Here is a 14,144-nt window from a genome sequence, read left to right on the forward strand (position 1 = left end):
GAAGGGGTCGACGTGCGCACGTCCACCGAACCCGTGATGGCGCTGCTGCGGGTCAAGGCGCCGGCCGACACGGATCCGCACGTGCTGGAGGCCGCACTCACCCGCGCGATCTGCACGGACGCCGAGCGCCCGGTCACGGCCGAGCTCGAGTGGGTCCCGGCCTGGCGGTCGCCGGGTTCGGGGGCGAAGCGGCGGTTCGCGTTCGTCGCCGTGCTGCGCGGGCCGGAGCAGGTGGGCGCCGACGAGCTCGCCGCGACCGTCGAGCGCGCGGCCAGGCGCGCGTTGAAGCGGATGTTCGGCAAGGCGACCGCGGCGAAGGCGCGCCCCGCGGCGGACCCGGAGGTCGCGACCTTCTGGTGCGCCTTCCGCGGCACCCCGCACAAGGTCATCGCCTGAGGGTCGGCTCCCCGGCGGTCAGGCCGGCTCCTCGGCCAGCCGGTGCGGGTCGGTCCGCACCCCGTCGCGCAGCAGCCGGGGCAGCTCCCGGCGGTGCCGGACCAGCTGCACCATCCCGAGCAGCGCGTACACGCCGGACAGCACCAGCGACACGGTGTGCACGGTCTCCGTGGGCAGGGAGATCGACGTCCCGAACTGGATCGCGAACAACAGCACGAGCGCGACCGCGCCGCGCCAGCTCAGCCCGAGCGTCACCAGGAGGCTGACCGCGAAGAAGGACTGCGTGCCCGTCAGCAGCAGCTCGACCCGCTGCTGGTCGTCGAGCGGCAGGCCGTGCAGCGAGCCCGACGCGAGGGCGAACACCAGCGGCAGCGTCCCGACCAGCAGCGTCCACTGGTTGACCTTGCTGGAGAGCAGCGTGCCGAGGGAGTCGCCCGCCCGCAGGCGCTTGGCGTAGAGGCAGGCGACGATCAGCTCGGGGGCCTCGCTCGCCAGCGGCGCCACCCACTGGACCAGCACGAACCGGTCGACGCCGAACTCGGTGCCGGTCTGCACCAGGCCGTCGGCGAAGTGCTCGGCGGTGGCCAGGATGATCAGCGCGGCGATCGCGAAGAGCACCCCGTAGCTCCAGCGCCGGGAGGTCGCGGGCCGCTCGGCGACCCACTTCGCGCTGCCGTGCAGGTCGGGTTCCTCCGCGGGGCCCTGGGCCAGCCGGATCGCGTAGGCGACGAAGATCGCGACGAGGACGACGGTGTCGACCAGGGTGAGCGTGCTGCGCAGGGGCAGGGTCAGCGAGTAGACGGTCGCGGCCCCGAGGAACACCACCTCGGCGGACAGGGTGCGCGGCAGCCGCACGCCGGCCCGGTCCCCCTCGGCGCGGCTCCGGTCGCCGGACCGGTTCCGGCGGGCCGCGAGCATCGCGACCAGCACGACCAGCGGCCAGCCGATGCCCACCAGCACCCGGTTCGCCCCGGTCATGTTGGCCAGGGCGAGCGAGCAGGGGTTGCTGCCGCCGGCATCCGGCACGCACGCGCCCTGCTCGGCGAAGATCTCGCCCGCCCGCATGGTGAAGACGAAGTCCACCGCGTACTCGGGCAGCACGGCGAGCAGCGCCAGGATCGCGAGCGCGAGGCCCGCGCTCATGTCGACCTGCGCGGCCTCCCCGGCCCAGGACAGCACGAACGCGGCGCCGACGATCGCGAGCCCGTAGACGGCGACCGCGGCGGGCGCAGGCAGCTCGGGGTGCGGGAGCCCGAGGAGGGCCGCGGCACCGAGGTAGAGGCCGGGCAGGGCCACCAGGACCGCGGCGGCCAGGGGGAGCGGCGGCCGGCGGGAGCCGGTGCGGGCGGGGGTGTCCGCGGACCGGGCCATCAGCGCCCGGCCACCGGGACGAGCACGACCGGGCAACGCGCGTACTCGGTGCAGCGGCGCGCGACGTCGTCGAGCCGGCCGCCGACGTGCCCCAGCACCAGCAGCTGGGCGGCCGTAGCGTGCCCGAGCAGCACGGTCGCGGGATCGCCGCGCTCGACCACGGTGCGGACCTCGACGTCCGTGCCGGTGGCCCGGACGGCTTCGTGGAGCCGGCCCTCGCTGTCCTCGTCGAGCAGGACGACGTCGACCACCGCGCCCCGCGTCCGGGCCTCGCCCACCGCCCAGCGCAGGGCGGCGCGGGACTGCGGCGAGCCGTCGAGCCCGACCACCAGCGCGGCGTCGGGCGTGTCCGGCGCCGGTGCCGGCGCGGTCTCCGGCGGCGTGTCGGGGCGCAGGGCGTCGTGGGTGTCGCGCGGGTGGAACCCGGTCCGGGGGTCGTGCTCCTCCCGGCGCCCCGGGACGTTGCCCGGGTCCGACAGGGTCGGGATCATCGCGCTCTCCTTCGACGGGCCGGGCGGGGACGGCTCGGGACGGCTCGGGACGGCTCGGGACGGCTCGGGACGGCTCGGACGGCTCGGGGGACGGCTCAGCCGGACGGTTCGGAGCCCGAGCCCTCCGTCGCGCCCGTGCCGTCGGCCTCCGGCAGGACGTCCTGCCCGTCGCCCGGGCGAGAGGCGTCCTGGTCGCGGCGCTGGTCGACGCGGTGCCCGAGCACCTTCTCCTCGAGCTCGTCCACGGCCTCCTCGGTGTGGGTCGGGTGGGTGGCGTCGTCGGGACGCTCGGTCATCGGGTGCCTCCGTTCGGTGCGGTGGGGATGTGGTGCGGGCGCGTCGGCCCGCGGCGGTCGGTGCCGGGCCCGGGTCCGGGGCGGCCCCGGCGGCGGCGCTCGCGGCGGGTCGCGGCCGCGGTGCCCTCGGGGTACCCGGCCTTGATGGCCCGGTGTTCCGCGGCGGGCTCGACGAAGGCCAGCGAGTACACGAGGCCGATCACCGCGCCCATCACGACGGCGGTGACCCGGATCCCGACCGAGCCCGGGACGAGCAGGTAGAGGGCGACACCGAAGGGGGCGATCTGCACGACGGCGCGGACCAGGTGCCGGAGCACCCAGGTGGGGGCGGTGACGTCGTGCAGCACCCAGGTCCGGTGCCGGGCGGGCAGGCCCGCACCGAAGGCGTAGGCCAGCCAGCGCAGGGGCCCGGGACGCACGATCTCGGTCATCGCACCGGGTACCCGGTGCGGGCGCCGCGAACCCCGGCCGGCTCAGGCCGCGAGCTCGGCACGGACGGTCTTCCCGGGGCGGCCGGCGTCCGGCTCGCCGTGCACCTCGTACCCCCAGTCCCGGCACACGGCCTGCACCACGAGCAACCCGCGTCCGCGCGAGGAGCGCGGGTCCATGCGGCGCGGTTCCGGCGGCGTGGCGCAGCCGTCCCGGACGGACACGTGCAACACCCCGGGCTCGCGGTGCAGCGTGATCTCGAAGGGGGTGCCCGCGTGGTCGACCACGTTCGCCACCAGCTCGGTCACCACGAGCAGGACGTCGTCGGCGTCGTCGCCCTCCACGTGCCAGGCCTCGAGCACCGGCGCGAGCCGGCGTCGCACGCCGGCGGGCACGTCCGGAGAGGGCCGGTAGCTCCAGCACACGTGGTCGTCGGCGGTGCCGTCCGCCGGCGTCGCCGTCCCGGTCGAGGTCATCCCGCACCCCCTTCCCCGCAGTCACCGACGAGGCCCGCCGTCCTCGTCGAACCGGGCGTACCCCCTCGGTCCCCGGCGCATACGCACCCGACGCGATCGACTCGTGACGATCCGCCCCCCGGCCGACCCGCCATCCCCCGAGCCCCGCCCGGCGCTCACCCGTTCGTGTGAAGTACGAGGATTCGGGTACTGCAGTGCGGTCCGGGAACGCGACGGTGCGGAAGGAGCGGCGCATGTCCACCGCGACGACGGTCACCGACGAGACCGAGGACTGGAACACCCGGCACCGCGCCGAGGGCCCGCTGAACCGCGCGGACCGGAACTTCGCCGAGCTGCTGCAGGAGCTGCGGGTGGTGTTCACCGGCGTGCAGATCCTCTTCGGCTTCCTGCTCACGATGGCGGTGAGCGAGCGGTTCAAGGAGCTCGATGCGGTCCAGCACGGCCTGTTCGTCGCCACGCTCGCCGGCGCCGCCGCGACCTCGACGCTGCTGGTGGCCCCCGTCGCGGCGCACCGCGTCCTCTTCCAGCGCAACCGCAAGCGGGAGCTCGTGCGGGCCGGGCACCGGCTGGCGATGGCGGGGCTCGGCCTCCTGGCCCTGACCCTGGCCTCGGGCCTGATGCTCGTGCTGGACATCGCGGTCGGCCGCCTCGCCGGGATCGTGGGGACGGCGGTGCTGCTGAGCGCCACGCTGGTGTTCTGGGTGCTGGTCCCGCTCCGCCTGCGCCGCGACTCGCGTGCCGCACCGGCGCTGCCCGACCCGCAGGCCTGACCGCGGACATTCCCCGACCGGCGCACGTTTCGGACTCGGCGGCCGGTGCAATCCGACGCGCATGACCACCAACGTTCAGGAGAGCATCGACGTCGAGGTCCCCGTCAGCACCGCCTACAACCAGTGGACGCAGTTCGAGTCGTTCCCGCAGTTCATGGGTGGCGTGGAGCGGATCGAGCAGATCGACGCGACCCGGACGCACTGGGTCACGAAGATCGCCGGCGTGAAGCGCGAGTTCGACGCCGAGATCACCGAGCAGCACCCGGACGAGCGGGTGGCCTGGAAGTCGGTGACCGGCCCGGACCAGGCCGGCGTCGTCACGTTCCACCGGCTCGACGACAAGCACACCCGGGTCACCCTGCAGCTCGACTTCGAGCCCGAGGGCGTCGTCGAGAAGGCCGGGGACGCGCTCGGCATCGTCGGCAAGCAGGCCAAGGGCGACCTCGGCCGGTTCAAGGAGTTCATCGAGTCGCGCGGCACCGAGGAGGGCGCCTGGCGCGGCGACGTGGACCGGGCCCCGCAGCAGGGCGAGGGCATGACCCCGCCCGCCTGACCGTCCCCGGCATCCCGCACCACCTCGGCGGCCCGTCCCCAGTGGACGGGCCGCCGTCGTTCTCGGCGTGTGGCCGGACGCGGCCCCGGGTACGTGCCCGGCATGAGCGGCACGAAGAACGAGCACCGCAAGCCCGCCGAGCTCGGCGACGACCTGCCCGCCCCGCTGAAGCTCGCGTACAAGCCGGTCGGCCTGGTGTCCGGCATGCTCGGCGGCCTGATCGCCGGGCAGGTGTTCGCCCAGGTGTGGAAGCGGGTCTCGAACGAGCCGGAGACCCCCCAGCCGCTGTCGCGCGACTACGGCACCAAGGAGGTCCTGCTCGCCGCCACGCTGCAGGGCGCGATCTTCGGGCTGATCAAGACGGCGGTCGACCGCTACGGCATGAAGGCCTACCACCGGTTCGTCGACAAGCCCCGCCCGGCCACGCGCTGAGCCGCGGCCGGACGGGGGCCGGACAGCGCCGGCGGGAGGTCAGACGACCTCGTCGAGCTTCCCGGTCGCGACGTCGAAGACGAAGCCGCGGACCGAGTCCTTGCGCGGGACGAAGGGGTTGGCCCTGATCCGGGCGAGGGACTGGCGCACGTCCTCGTCCAGGTCGGGGAAGGCCTCCGCCGCCCACTGCGGGCGGAGGCCGGTGTCCTCCTGGATCGACCGCTTGAAGTCGTCGTCGGTGAAGGTCAGCATGCCGCAGTCGGTGTGGTGGACGAGGACGATCTCCTCCGTGCCCAGCAGGCGCTGGCTGATCGCCAGCGAGCGGATCGCGTCGTCGGTGACGACGCCGCCGGCGTTGCGGATGACGTGCGCGTCGCCCTCCTGCAGGCCGAGGATGCGGTGGACGTCGAGGCGCGCGTCCATGCAGGCCACGACGGCGACCTTCTTCGCGGGCGGGAGGGGGAGCGGGCCGGAGAAGCCCTCGGCGTAGCGGGCGTTGTTGGCGAGCAGCTCGTCGGTCACGGACATGGGGGTCTCCAGGACTCGGGGTGGGGTCGCGGGCTCGGTCCCGCGACCGGGACACGAGACGGCCGCGCGGCGCCCGGACTGCCCGCGGCGGGAGCAGGGGCGGCTACGCGGCCCGGAGACAGGACTCGTCGAACTGGCACACGCGACGGCTCGGCCAGAAGAACTCGAGCCGCATGCGCATCACGCGACGAGTCAACCGCACCGGGGGAGGCCGGGACAACCCGCCACATCCCCGGGTGTCACCCGTCCGGGCCGGTCAGGGCGCCGTGCCGCCTCGTCGCCACCGGTTGCCCCACGAGCCCCTCCGGTCGCCCGGCGCGGCCGCCGGACCGGGGCCGCCCGGCCGGGTGGCCTCCGGGAGGTCGCCGCCGACCTCCTCGGGGGCGGGGGAGGCCCGGCCGTAGTGCCGCGCCACCAGTCCCGTCGACAGCCCGTGCACGACGATGCTGGCGACGACCGTGACCACCGTGACGGCGAGCACGAAGTCCTTCTCCGGCCCGGCGAGGTCGAGGAAGGCGAGCATGCCGAACACCAGGGTCGCGATGCCGCGGGGACCCGCCCAGCCCAGGACGAGCCGGTCCTTCGGGCGGATGTCGGTACCGATCAGCGCCAGCACGACGGGCAGCATCCGGGCCACGGTCAGCGCCAGCAGCGCGTACACCACCACCTGCCACGTGATCGCGCCGCCGGCCAGGGTCTGGTTGACGACGGCGCCGAAGATGAACCACAGGGCCAGGGAGAGCAGCGTGCCGACGTCCTCGACGAGGTGCAGCGTGCCGGCCGGCAGCCGGCGGGCCTCCGGCTCGAAGAACACCCCGGCGACGAAGGCCGCGACGAACCCGTTGCCGCCGGCGAGGGCCGCCACGCCGTAGGCGAGCAGGGGGAGCACGAGCACCCCGATCCGCAGCGCGGACGACTGGGTCCAGCCGTGGTCGAGGGCCAGGCGCAGCACGCGCGCGGCGCTGGCGCCGACGACCGCCCCCGCCAGGATCGCCATGGCCAGCGACGGGAGGGCCTCGACCGCGGCCTCGGCGAGCCCCTCGCCTCCGGCCGCGGTGGCCCCCGCCAGGGCGAACAGGAAGACCGGGGCGACCAGGCCGTCGTTGAGCCCGCTCTCCGCGTTGATCACCTGCCGCAGCCGTTCGGGGATCCGCCGGTCGCGGACGACGGCGATGGCGGGCGCGAGGTCGATCGGCATCACGACGGTGGCGAGCACCAGCAGGAGCCAGAGGCCGGCGCCGTGGAAGAGCGCCGCCCCGGCGAGCCAGGCCAGCGCCAGCGACAGGGGCAGGGCGATCAGCAGGAGCCGGAGGGTCAGCCGCGGCCGGCGCCCCAGGATGCCGCCCGGGACCTCGGTGGCGTCGGTGAACAGCAGGATCGCCAGGACGCCCTCGACGACGTGCTCCGCGGAGTCGATCGGGATGTCGAAGACGAACACCGGGGCCGAGCCGGCGGTGAGGAGTATCCCGGCCGCGAGCATGGCGAACGGCATGGTGACGCTGAACCGCGCGAGCCGGCCCGCCACCAGGGCCCACACGAGCAGGATCAGCATGATGACGACGAGCGCGAGCATCCGTTCCCCCTGCCGTCGGATCTGCCGGCGTTCGCCGCACCCTTGCACTCGACGGGCGCCGGTTCCACGTTTCGGCCGGGTGGATCTGCCGCGGTCTTCCCCGTGCGGGTTCCGGATGGCATTGTGACGCTGACGTCACACTCTCATTCGGGGTCGCCGGACGGCGGCCCGCCCTCGTCGAACACGGGAGGCGCCGCGATGAAGCCGCGCATCGGAACCACCCTGGCCAGCACCACCGACGCCACGACCGTGGTCGTGGTGCGGTGGGGGGAGGCGGACGTGGAGGTGACCTGCGGGGGCGCGCCGATGGTGGACGCGAAGGGCCCCGAGGCGGGCTCGACCCACCCGGCCGACCCGGACCAGCAGGACGGCACGCAGATGGGCAAGCGCTACGCCGACCCCGACCTCGGCGTCGAGCTGCTCTGCACGAAGGCGGGCACGGGGACGCTCGCGGTGGGCGGGGTGCCGCTGCCGCTCAAGGACGCCAAGCCGCTGCCGGCGTCGGACTGAGGCCGCGCCGTGAACCTGTCGGTGCTGCTGGACATGGCGGCGGAGGGCTTCGGCGACCGGGTGGTGGTCGGCACGCGGGCCGAGGGGCTCTCCGCGGCGCGGCTGCGGGAGCTGGCCGCGGGCGGCGCGACCCTGGTCGCCGAGGCGGGCGCGGACGCGGTGCTCTACCTGGCGGTCAACGGGCCGGCGTTCCCGGTGGCGCTGTTCGCCGCCGCCCGGGCCGGGGTGCCGCTGGTGCCGGTGAACTACCGGCTCGGGGCCGCGCAGCTCGACCACCTGCTCGCCCAGCACCCGAAGGCGCTGGTGGTCGCGGATGCGGCGCAGGCGGGCGCGGCGCAGCGGGCCGGGCTGGGGTTCCGCACCCCGTACGGGTTCCTCCGTGACGCCGCCGCGGCGGCCCGGGCGGAGGAGGGGTACGTCGACCCGGACTCGCCGGCGGTGGTCCTCTACACCTCGGGCACCACCTCGGCGCCCAAGGGCGTGGTGCTGCGCCACGCCAACCTGGTCTCCTACGTGCTGGGCACGGTGGAGTTCGCCGCCGCCGAGGAGAGCGAGGCGGCGGTGATGAGCGTGCCGCCCTACCACATCGCGGCGGTGTCCAACGCGTTGACGAACCTCTACGCGGGCCGGCGGGTGCTGGTGCTCGAGGCGTTCACCCCGGCCGGCTGGGTCGACCTCGTGCGCGGCGAGGAGGTCACCAACGCCATGGTCGTGCCCACCATGCTGGCCCGGATCATGGACGAGCCGGGGCTGGACCGGGCGGTGCCGTCGCTGCGGACGCTGGCCTACGGCGGGGCGGCGATGCCGCGGCGGATCGTCGAACAGGCGTTGCGCGAGTGGCCGCACGTCGGGTTCGTCAACGCCTACGGGCTCACCGAGACCTCCTCGACGATCACCGTGCTCGGCCCGGACGAGCACCGGGCCGCCCTGTCGTCGACCGACGCCGCGGTGCGGGCCCGGTTGTCCTCGGCCGGCCGCGCGGTGCCCGGGATCGAGATCGAGATCCGCGACGAGGACGGCACGCCGGTGCCGGCCGGCGCGGCGGGGCGGATCTGGGTGCGCGGGGAGCAGGTGTCCACCGAGTACGCCGGGCGCGGCTCCTCGGTCGACGCGGGCGGCTGGTTCGACACCCGCGACCAGGGCCGCCTCGACGCCGAGGGCTACCTGTTCGTCGAGGGCCGGGTCGACGACACGATCATCCGCGGGGCGGAGAACATCGCCCCCGCCGAGATCGAGGACGTGCTGCTGGCCCACCCCGACGTCGCCGACGCCGTCGTCGTGGGCATGCCCGACGAGGAGTGGGGCCAGCGCATCGAAGCCGTCGTCGTACCGCGGCCGGGCACCGAGCTCGACGCCGCCGCCCTCGACGGCCTGCGCGAGACCGTCCGTGTCACCCTGCGCAGCTCCAAGACGCCCGACCGGATCCAGGCCTGGCCCGAGATCCCCCGCACCCCCACCGGCAAGCTGCTCCGCCGGGACGTCGTCGCCGGCCTCGCGCCGTGACCGGCTGCGGGCCCCGGGCCGGAGGTCACCCGTGAAGATCGACACCAGCCTGCCCCCGGGCGGGCCGGCCGACCGCGTCGCCCCGGAGCTCGTCCGCCGCTACGGCGACCTCTTCTCCCGCTGCTCGCTCTCCACCCCCTGGGACGCCGACGCCGCGCTCGTCGCGGAGATCGCCGGCGGGGTGCGCAAGGGCGCGACCCGGGCGGGGCGGCCGGCATGAGCACCCCGAGCACCACCGAGAGGAGCACCGTGGACCACACAGTCGTCCGCACCGAGGACCGGGGCGCGGTCCGGGTCGTCACGATCGACCGGCCCGAGGCGCGCAACGCCTTCAGCGGGGAGGTGATCTCGCAGCTGTACCGGGCGCTGGTCGAGGCCGACGAGGATCCCGGCGTGCTCGCCGTCGTCCTGACCGGCGCGGACCCGGCGTTCTGCGCCGGCGTCGACCTCAAGCAGGCCGCGGCCGAGGGGGAGGCCTACTTCCGCCGGCACCGCGACGAGCCGGTGATCGCGCAGGCCGGCCTGATGCGCACGCCGATCGTGGGCGCGGTCAACGGCGCCTGCTTCACCGGCGGGCTCGAGCTCGCCCTGGGCTGCGACTTCCTCGTCGCCTCCGAGCGGGCCGTCTTCGCCGACACCCACGCCCGGGTCGGGGTGCGCCCCGGCGGCGGGATGACCGCGCGGCTCCCGAGCGTGGTCGGGATGGCCTGGGCGCGGCGGATGTCGTTCACCGGCGAGGTGGTCGACGCCGAGCTGGCCCTGCGGATCGGGCTGGTCACCGAGGTCGTGCCGCACGAGCGGCTGCTCGACCGGGCCGTGGAGCTCGCGACCGCGGCCACCGAACCGCCCGCGGACGTGCTGCAGGCGGTCAAGCGGATGTACGTCGAGGGCTCGGGGGCGCCGGTGCAGGCGGCCCTGGAGACCGAGCGGGCGATCGCCGCCGCCGGCACCACGGACCTTGCGGCGCTGGAGGAGCGGCGCCGGGCGGTGACGGCCCGCAACCGCGCGCAGCTCGCGCGCTGAGCTCGCCCGTCGGCCCCTCGGCTCGTCAGCCCGTCATCCCTTCAGCACCAGGCAGAACGGGTGCCCGGCCGGGTCGAGGTAGACCCGGAAGTCCGTGCCGGGCTGCACCTCGTGCTTGCGCGCGCCGATCGCGAGGACCCGGGTCTCGCCCTCGTCGAGATCCGGGACGTCGAAGTCGAGGTGGGCCTGCTGCGGGTGCGCGTCGCCCGGCCAGTCCGGCGGGGTGTGACCCGGCGCGAGCTGGCAGGCGATCGTGGGCCCGCCCCCGGCGTCGAGCTGCACCCAGTCGCTGCCGGGGGCCTCGTCACCGGCGCGGATCGGCCAGCCGGTGAGCGCGGAGTAGAAGCGGGCGAGGCCGAGCGGGTCCCGGGTGTCGAAGGCCGCCACGGAGAAGGTCGCGATGCCGGTCATGGTCGTGAACCTAGGCGGCCGCGCCCGCCCGGCCCAGCGGATTCCACCGGGGTGGGGAAGGGTGGCCGGCATGCACGACCGGTGGATCGACCACGCGATCTGGTGGCACGCCTATCCCCTCGGGTTCGTCGGCGCCGAGCGCGAGGCGCTCCCGCCGGGCAGCCCGCTCGCGCACCGGCTCGGCCGGTTCGAGCCCTGGCTCGACCACCTGCTCGAGCTGGGCTGCTCGGGCCTGGCGCTCGGCCCCGTCTTCGCCTCGGAGAGCCACGGCTACGACACCGTCGACCCCTTCCGGATCGACCCCCGGCTCGGCGACGACGCCGACTTCGACGCCCTGGTCGCCGCGGCGCGCTCCCGCGGGATACGGCTGCTGCTCGACGGCGTGTTCAACCACGTCGGGCGGGGGTTCGCGCGGTTCCGCGCGGCCGAGGAGGGCGACGCCGAGGCCCGCCGCTGGTTCCGCTGGGAGGGCGACCGGCCGGCGACCTTCGAAGGGCACGACAAGCTGGTCGCGCTGAACCACGACGAGCCCGCGGTGCAGGAGTACGTCGCCGACGTGCTGCGGCACTGGCTGGACCGCGGGGCGGACGGCTGGCGGCTCGACGCCGCCTACCAGGTGCCGACGGCGTTCTGGCGGGCCGTCCTGCCCGGCGTGCGCAAGGAGTTCCCCGAGGCCTGGTTCGTCGGCGAGGTGATCCACGGCGACTACGCCGCGGTCGTCGAGGAGTCCGGGATGGACTCGGTCACCCAGTACGAGCTGTGGAAGGCGATCTGGAGCGCGCTGAACGATCGCAACCTCTGGGAGCTCGCCCACGCCCTGGACCGGCACTCCGCGATGGTGGAGTCGTTCGCGCCGCTGACCTTCGTCGGGAACCACGACGTCACGCGGCTGGCGAGCCGGCTGGACCGTGCCGACCACATCGGGCACGCGGTGGCCGTGCTGATGACGGTCGGCGGGGTGCCGAGCGTGTACGCCGGGGACGAGCAGGCCTTCACCGGGGTGAAGGAGGACCGCGAGTTCGGCGACGACGCCGTGCGCCCGCCCTTCCCGGACACCCCCGCCGGGCTCGCCCCGTTCGGCGCCCCGGTGCAGGAGCTGCACCAGCGGCTGATCGGGATGCGCCGCCGCCACCCGTGGCTGGTCCGTGCCCGCACCACCGTCGAGCACCTCACCAACACCACGATGGCCCTGCGGTCCGCGGGCCCCGGTGGCGAGGCGCTCCTGACGCTCCTCTCCGTCGACGACGAGCCCCGGCGTTTCCCCGTGGAGCTGGCGGGGGAGACGCTGGAGGACGCGCAGGGCGGCACGTCCGGGGACCCGCTCCTGCTCCCGCCGCACTCCTGGCGGGTGCTCGGCCCGCGGAGCGCCTGACCGCCCGGAGACCCCCGAGACCTGCTGGAGGAACGATGACCGCCGTGACCGTGCTCGGCACCGGGATCATGGGCGCCGGGATGGCCGCCAACCTGGCGAGCGCCGGGCTGGACACCACCGTCTGGAACCGCACCCCGGAGAAGGCCCGCCCGCTGGCCGACGCCGGGGCCCGGGTCGCGGAGGACCCCGCCGACGCCGTGTCCGGCGCGGACGTGATCGTCACGATGCTGTTCGACGCGGACTCCGTCGCCGAGGTCATGGGGCGCGCGCTCCCCGCGGCGAAGGAGGGCGTGCTCTGGGTGCAGACGGCGACCGTTGGCCTCGAGGGCACCGACCGGCTGGCCGCGCTGGCCGGCGAGCACGGCGTCACGTTCGTCGACGCGCCCGTGCTCGGCACCCGCCAGCCCGCCGAGGCCGGGCAGCTGGTGGTCCTGGCGAGCGGGCCGCAGGAGGTGCGCGAGGCGGTGGCGCCGGTGTTCGACGCGATCGGCTCCCGGACGGTGTGGGTCGGCGACCGGCCGGGCCAGGGGCACCGGCTCAAGCTGGTCGCCAACTCCTGGGTGCTGTCGATCGTCACGGCCACCGCCCAGGCCGTCGCGCTGGCGCAGGCGCTGGGCGTCGACCCGCAGCAGTGGCTCGACTCGATCGCGGGCGGCCCGCTCGACTGCGGGTACGCGCAGGCCAAGGGCAAGGCGATGCTGGCCGCCGACTTCCCGCCCGCCTTCGCGCTCGACGGCGCGGTGAAGGACTCCGGCCTGATCGCCGACGCGCTCGCGTCCGCCGGGGTCGCGGACTCCGTCATGCGCGCCTTCCACGAGCGGTTCGCCGCGGCCGCGGCGCAGGGGCACGCCGAGGAGGACATGGCCGCCGTCGTCCACGGCTTCCGGGAGAACTGAGCCCGGCGAGGAGCGCGTCCTGACCGGCCCCCCGGCCATGATCGTCCGCCGTGGCCGGGTGCGGTCGGATCCCGGCCGTCCCGCTCCACAAGTGACGATCATGTGGACGACTGGTCGAGGTGATCGCGCGGCGGCGGATGCGCGCCACCGAGGTCCACGCGCTCGTCGTCATCGCGGCCGCCGAGGCCGGCCCGCGTCCTCGGCGAGCTCGCCACCGCCCTCACCGCCTACCTGCTCTCGCCCGAGGCCCGCGCCGGGTCCTGACCGCCGTTCGCCCTCGGGTGATCGCCGACGGTCCCCGCGCGTCCTACGCTCGGCCCCACCACCGCCGACCCACGGAGGCCGCATGCCCCGCACCGCGCTGACCATCGAGGCTCCGGACGGGACGTGCGCCGCCACGCTGCACACGCCGGCGGGGAAGGGGCCGTGGCACGGGGTGCTGATGTACCCCGACGCGGGCGGGGTGCGGGAGACCTTCCTCGGGATGGCCGACCACCTGGCCGATCTCGGCTACGCGGTCCTGCTGCCGGACGTCTACTACCGCGCGGGCGGGTTCGAACCGTTCGACATCGGGACGCTGTTCGGCGACCCGGCGGAGCGGGCGCGGCTCGGCGAGCTGGTCCGCCCGCTGACCGCCGAGGCGATCGGGGCCGACGCCGGCGCGTACGTCGACGCCCTGCTCGCCCGGCCGGAGGTGCGGGGCGACGCCGTCGGTACCACCGGGTACTGCATGGGCGGCCGGGCCTCGCTCCTCGCGGCCGGGGCGCTGGGGGAGCGCATCGCGGCCGCGGCGTCGTTCCACGGCGGGCGGCTGGCCGTGGCCGACGACCCGGACAGCCCGCACCACCGCGCCGGCGACCTCCGGGCCACGGTGTACGTCGCGGCCGCGCAGGACGACGCCTCCTTCGGGCCCGACCAGTTCGCGCTGCTCGACGAGGTGCTCACCGCCGCGGACGTCCGGCACACCCTCGAGACCTACCCGGCCGGCCACGGCTTCGCGGTCCCCGACAACCCGACCCACGACGCCGACGCCGAGAAGCGGCACTGGGCCGCCCTCGCCGACCTCTACGCCGCCGCCCTGTCCTGAGCCCGCGGCCGGCCGGCGCCGCATCCG

Annotated in this window: 19 protein-coding genes; 11 read left to right on the forward strand and 8 right to left on the reverse strand. The window is 75.3% G+C overall.

The window, feature by feature from the left end; translation table 11 throughout:
* Nucleotides 1–12 precede the first annotated feature (12 nt).
* Complete coding sequence (locus tag ACFQH9_RS01525; protein ID WP_379563349.1) at nt 13–396, forward strand: hypothetical protein; 384 nt, start codon at nt 13–15, stop codon at nt 394–396.
* Between the two features lie 18 nt (nt 397–414).
* Here ACFQH9_RS01525 and ACFQH9_RS01530 read toward each other — a convergent pair whose 3' ends face one another.
* The 5 genes from ACFQH9_RS01530 to ACFQH9_RS01550 form a co-directional block, all read right to left on the reverse strand.
* Entirely contained in the window at nt 415–1,767 is a 1,353-nt protein-coding gene (locus tag ACFQH9_RS01530; RefSeq protein ID WP_379563351.1) for a sodium:proton exchanger, read from the reverse strand.
* Entirely contained in the window at nt 1,767–2,258 is a 492-nt protein-coding gene (locus tag ACFQH9_RS01535; RefSeq protein WP_379563353.1) for a universal stress protein, read from the reverse strand. Before ACFQH9_RS01535 ends, ACFQH9_RS01530 begins: the two co-directional genes overlap by 1 nt.
* Nucleotides 2,259–2,353: 95 nt before the next feature.
* Entirely contained in the window at nt 2,354–2,554 is a 201-nt protein-coding gene (locus ACFQH9_RS01540) for a hypothetical protein (protein WP_379563355.1), read from the reverse strand.
* Nucleotides 2,551–2,985 (reverse strand): DUF5313 family protein, encoded by a 435-nt coding sequence (locus ACFQH9_RS01545; RefSeq protein WP_379563357.1) that lies wholly within the window; start codon nt 2,983–2,985, stop codon nt 2,551–2,553. Before ACFQH9_RS01545 ends, ACFQH9_RS01540 begins: the two co-directional genes overlap by 4 nt.
* A 42-nt stretch (nt 2,986–3,027) precedes the next feature.
* On the reverse strand, nt 3,028–3,459 hold the full coding sequence (locus ACFQH9_RS01550; RefSeq protein WP_379563359.1) for an ATP-binding protein: 432 nt from the start codon (nt 3,457–3,459) through the stop codon (nt 3,028–3,030).
* 233 nt (nt 3,460–3,692) lie between these two features.
* Here ACFQH9_RS01550 and ACFQH9_RS01555 point away from each other — a divergent pair, with 233 nt between their 5' ends.
* From ACFQH9_RS01555 to ACFQH9_RS01565, 3 genes are all read left to right on the forward strand, one after another.
* The gene (locus ACFQH9_RS01555) at nt 3,693–4,229 is read left to right on the forward strand and encodes a DUF6328 family protein (RefSeq protein ID WP_379563361.1); all 537 of its coding nucleotides are present in this window, start codon (nt 3,693–3,695) and stop codon (nt 4,227–4,229) included.
* Between the two features lie 61 nt (nt 4,230–4,290).
* Complete coding sequence (locus ACFQH9_RS01560) at nt 4,291–4,782, forward strand: SRPBCC family protein (RefSeq protein WP_379563363.1); 492 nt, start codon at nt 4,291–4,293, stop codon at nt 4,780–4,782.
* 102 nt (nt 4,783–4,884) lie between these two features.
* Nucleotides 4,885–5,214: a DUF4235 domain-containing protein gene (locus ACFQH9_RS01565; protein WP_379563365.1), complete on the forward strand. Its 330-nt coding sequence runs from the start codon at nt 4,885–4,887 to the stop codon at nt 5,212–5,214.
* Nucleotides 5,215–5,253: 39 nt separating this feature from the next.
* Here the strand turns inward: ACFQH9_RS01565 and ACFQH9_RS01570 are convergent, their stop codons facing one another.
* On the reverse strand, nt 5,254–5,742 hold the full coding sequence (locus ACFQH9_RS01570; protein ID WP_379563367.1) for a beta-class carbonic anhydrase: 489 nt from the start codon (nt 5,740–5,742) through the stop codon (nt 5,254–5,256).
* Nucleotides 5,743–5,998: 256 nt separating this feature from the next.
* Nucleotides 5,999–7,315 (reverse strand): cation:proton antiporter domain-containing protein, encoded by a 1,317-nt coding sequence (locus ACFQH9_RS01575; protein WP_379563369.1) that lies wholly within the window; start codon nt 7,313–7,315, stop codon nt 5,999–6,001.
* Between the two features lie 198 nt (nt 7,316–7,513).
* Here ACFQH9_RS01575 and ACFQH9_RS01580 point away from each other — a divergent pair, with 198 nt between their 5' ends.
* The 4 genes from ACFQH9_RS01580 to ACFQH9_RS01595 are packed head-to-tail and all read left to right on the forward strand — an operon-like array spanning nt 7,514 to nt 10,351.
* The gene (locus ACFQH9_RS01580; protein WP_379563371.1) at nt 7,514–7,825 is read left to right on the forward strand and encodes a hypothetical protein; all 312 of its coding nucleotides are present in this window, start codon (nt 7,514–7,516) and stop codon (nt 7,823–7,825) included.
* A gap of 9 nt (nt 7,826–7,834) precedes the next feature.
* Entirely contained in the window at nt 7,835–9,328 is a 1,494-nt protein-coding gene (locus ACFQH9_RS01585) for a class I adenylate-forming enzyme family protein (RefSeq protein ID WP_379563373.1), read from the forward strand.
* A gap of 31 nt (nt 9,329–9,359) precedes the next feature.
* On the forward strand, nt 9,360–9,548 hold the full coding sequence (locus tag ACFQH9_RS01590; protein ID WP_379563375.1) for a hypothetical protein: 189 nt from the start codon (nt 9,360–9,362) through the stop codon (nt 9,546–9,548).
* Nucleotides 9,549–9,577: 29 nt separating this feature from the next.
* Entirely contained in the window at nt 9,578–10,351 is a 774-nt protein-coding gene (locus ACFQH9_RS01595) for an enoyl-CoA hydratase (RefSeq protein ID WP_379563377.1), read from the forward strand.
* Between the two features lie 33 nt (nt 10,352–10,384).
* Here the strand turns inward: ACFQH9_RS01595 and ACFQH9_RS01600 are convergent, their stop codons facing one another.
* Nucleotides 10,385–10,762 (reverse strand): VOC family protein, encoded by a 378-nt coding sequence (locus ACFQH9_RS01600; RefSeq protein WP_379563380.1) that lies wholly within the window; start codon nt 10,760–10,762, stop codon nt 10,385–10,387.
* 70 nt (nt 10,763–10,832) lie between these two features.
* On the opposite strand from ACFQH9_RS01600, the gene ACFQH9_RS01605 reads away from it, so the two are divergent.
* The 3 genes from ACFQH9_RS01605 (at nt 10,833) to ACFQH9_RS01615 (ending at nt 14,117) form a co-directional block, all read left to right on the forward strand.
* A complete protein-coding gene (locus tag ACFQH9_RS01605) occupies nt 10,833–12,134 on the forward strand; it encodes an alpha-amylase family protein (RefSeq protein ID WP_379563382.1) in 1,302 nt (433 codons plus the stop codon).
* Nucleotides 12,135–12,169: 35 nt separating this feature from the next.
* Nucleotides 12,170–13,030, forward strand: a complete 861-nt coding sequence (locus ACFQH9_RS01610) for an NAD(P)-dependent oxidoreductase (RefSeq protein ID WP_379563384.1) — start codon at nt 12,170–12,172, stop codon at nt 13,028–13,030.
* Between the two features lie 346 nt (nt 13,031–13,376).
* Complete coding sequence (locus ACFQH9_RS01615; protein ID WP_379563386.1) at nt 13,377–14,117, forward strand: dienelactone hydrolase family protein; 741 nt, start codon at nt 13,377–13,379, stop codon at nt 14,115–14,117.
* Nucleotides 14,118–14,144 lie beyond the last annotated feature (27 nt).

Origin of the sequence: Pseudonocardia lutea (assembly GCF_042658055.1) — a bacterium.
Classification (GTDB): Bacteria; Actinomycetota; Actinomycetes; order Mycobacteriales; family Pseudonocardiaceae; genus Pseudonocardia; species Pseudonocardia lutea.

Excerpts from the sequence above, each read along its gene's own strand:
- ACFQH9_RS01530 (WP_379563351.1), bottom strand. The coding sequence starts at position 1,767 with ATGGCCCGGTCCGCGGACACCCCCGCCCGCACCGGCTCCCGCCGGCCG.
- ACFQH9_RS01535 (WP_379563353.1), bottom strand. The coding sequence starts at position 2,258 with ATGATCCCGACCCTGTCGGACCCGGGCAACGTCCCGGGGCGCCGGGAG.
- ACFQH9_RS01540 (WP_379563355.1), bottom strand. The coding sequence starts at position 2,554 with ATGACCGAGCGTCCCGACGACGCCACCCACCCGACCCACACCGAGGAG.
- ACFQH9_RS01545 (WP_379563357.1), bottom strand. The coding sequence starts at position 2,985 with ATGACCGAGATCGTGCGTCCCGGGCCCCTGCGCTGGCTGGCCTACGCC.
- ACFQH9_RS01550 (WP_379563359.1), bottom strand. The coding sequence starts at position 3,459 with ATGACCTCGACCGGGACGGCGACGCCGGCGGACGGCACCGCCGACGAC.
- ACFQH9_RS01555 (WP_379563361.1), top strand. The coding sequence starts at position 3,693 with ATGTCCACCGCGACGACGGTCACCGACGAGACCGAGGACTGGAACACC.
- ACFQH9_RS01560 (WP_379563363.1), top strand. The coding sequence starts at position 4,291 with ATGACCACCAACGTTCAGGAGAGCATCGACGTCGAGGTCCCCGTCAGC.
- ACFQH9_RS01565 (WP_379563365.1), top strand. The coding sequence starts at position 4,885 with ATGAGCGGCACGAAGAACGAGCACCGCAAGCCCGCCGAGCTCGGCGAC.
- ACFQH9_RS01570 (WP_379563367.1), bottom strand. The coding sequence starts at position 5,742 with ATGTCCGTGACCGACGAGCTGCTCGCCAACAACGCCCGCTACGCCGAG.
- ACFQH9_RS01575 (WP_379563369.1), bottom strand. The coding sequence starts at position 7,315 with ATGCTCGCGCTCGTCGTCATCATGCTGATCCTGCTCGTGTGGGCCCTG.
- ACFQH9_RS01580 (WP_379563371.1), top strand. The coding sequence starts at position 7,514 with ATGAAGCCGCGCATCGGAACCACCCTGGCCAGCACCACCGACGCCACG.
- ACFQH9_RS01600 (WP_379563380.1), bottom strand. The coding sequence starts at position 10,762 with ATGACCGGCATCGCGACCTTCTCCGTGGCGGCCTTCGACACCCGGGAC.
- ACFQH9_RS01605 (WP_379563382.1), top strand. The coding sequence starts at position 10,833 with ATGCACGACCGGTGGATCGACCACGCGATCTGGTGGCACGCCTATCCC.
- ACFQH9_RS01610 (WP_379563384.1), top strand. The coding sequence starts at position 12,170 with ATGACCGCCGTGACCGTGCTCGGCACCGGGATCATGGGCGCCGGGATG.
- ACFQH9_RS01615 (WP_379563386.1), top strand. The coding sequence starts at position 13,377 with ATGCCCCGCACCGCGCTGACCATCGAGGCTCCGGACGGGACGTGCGCC.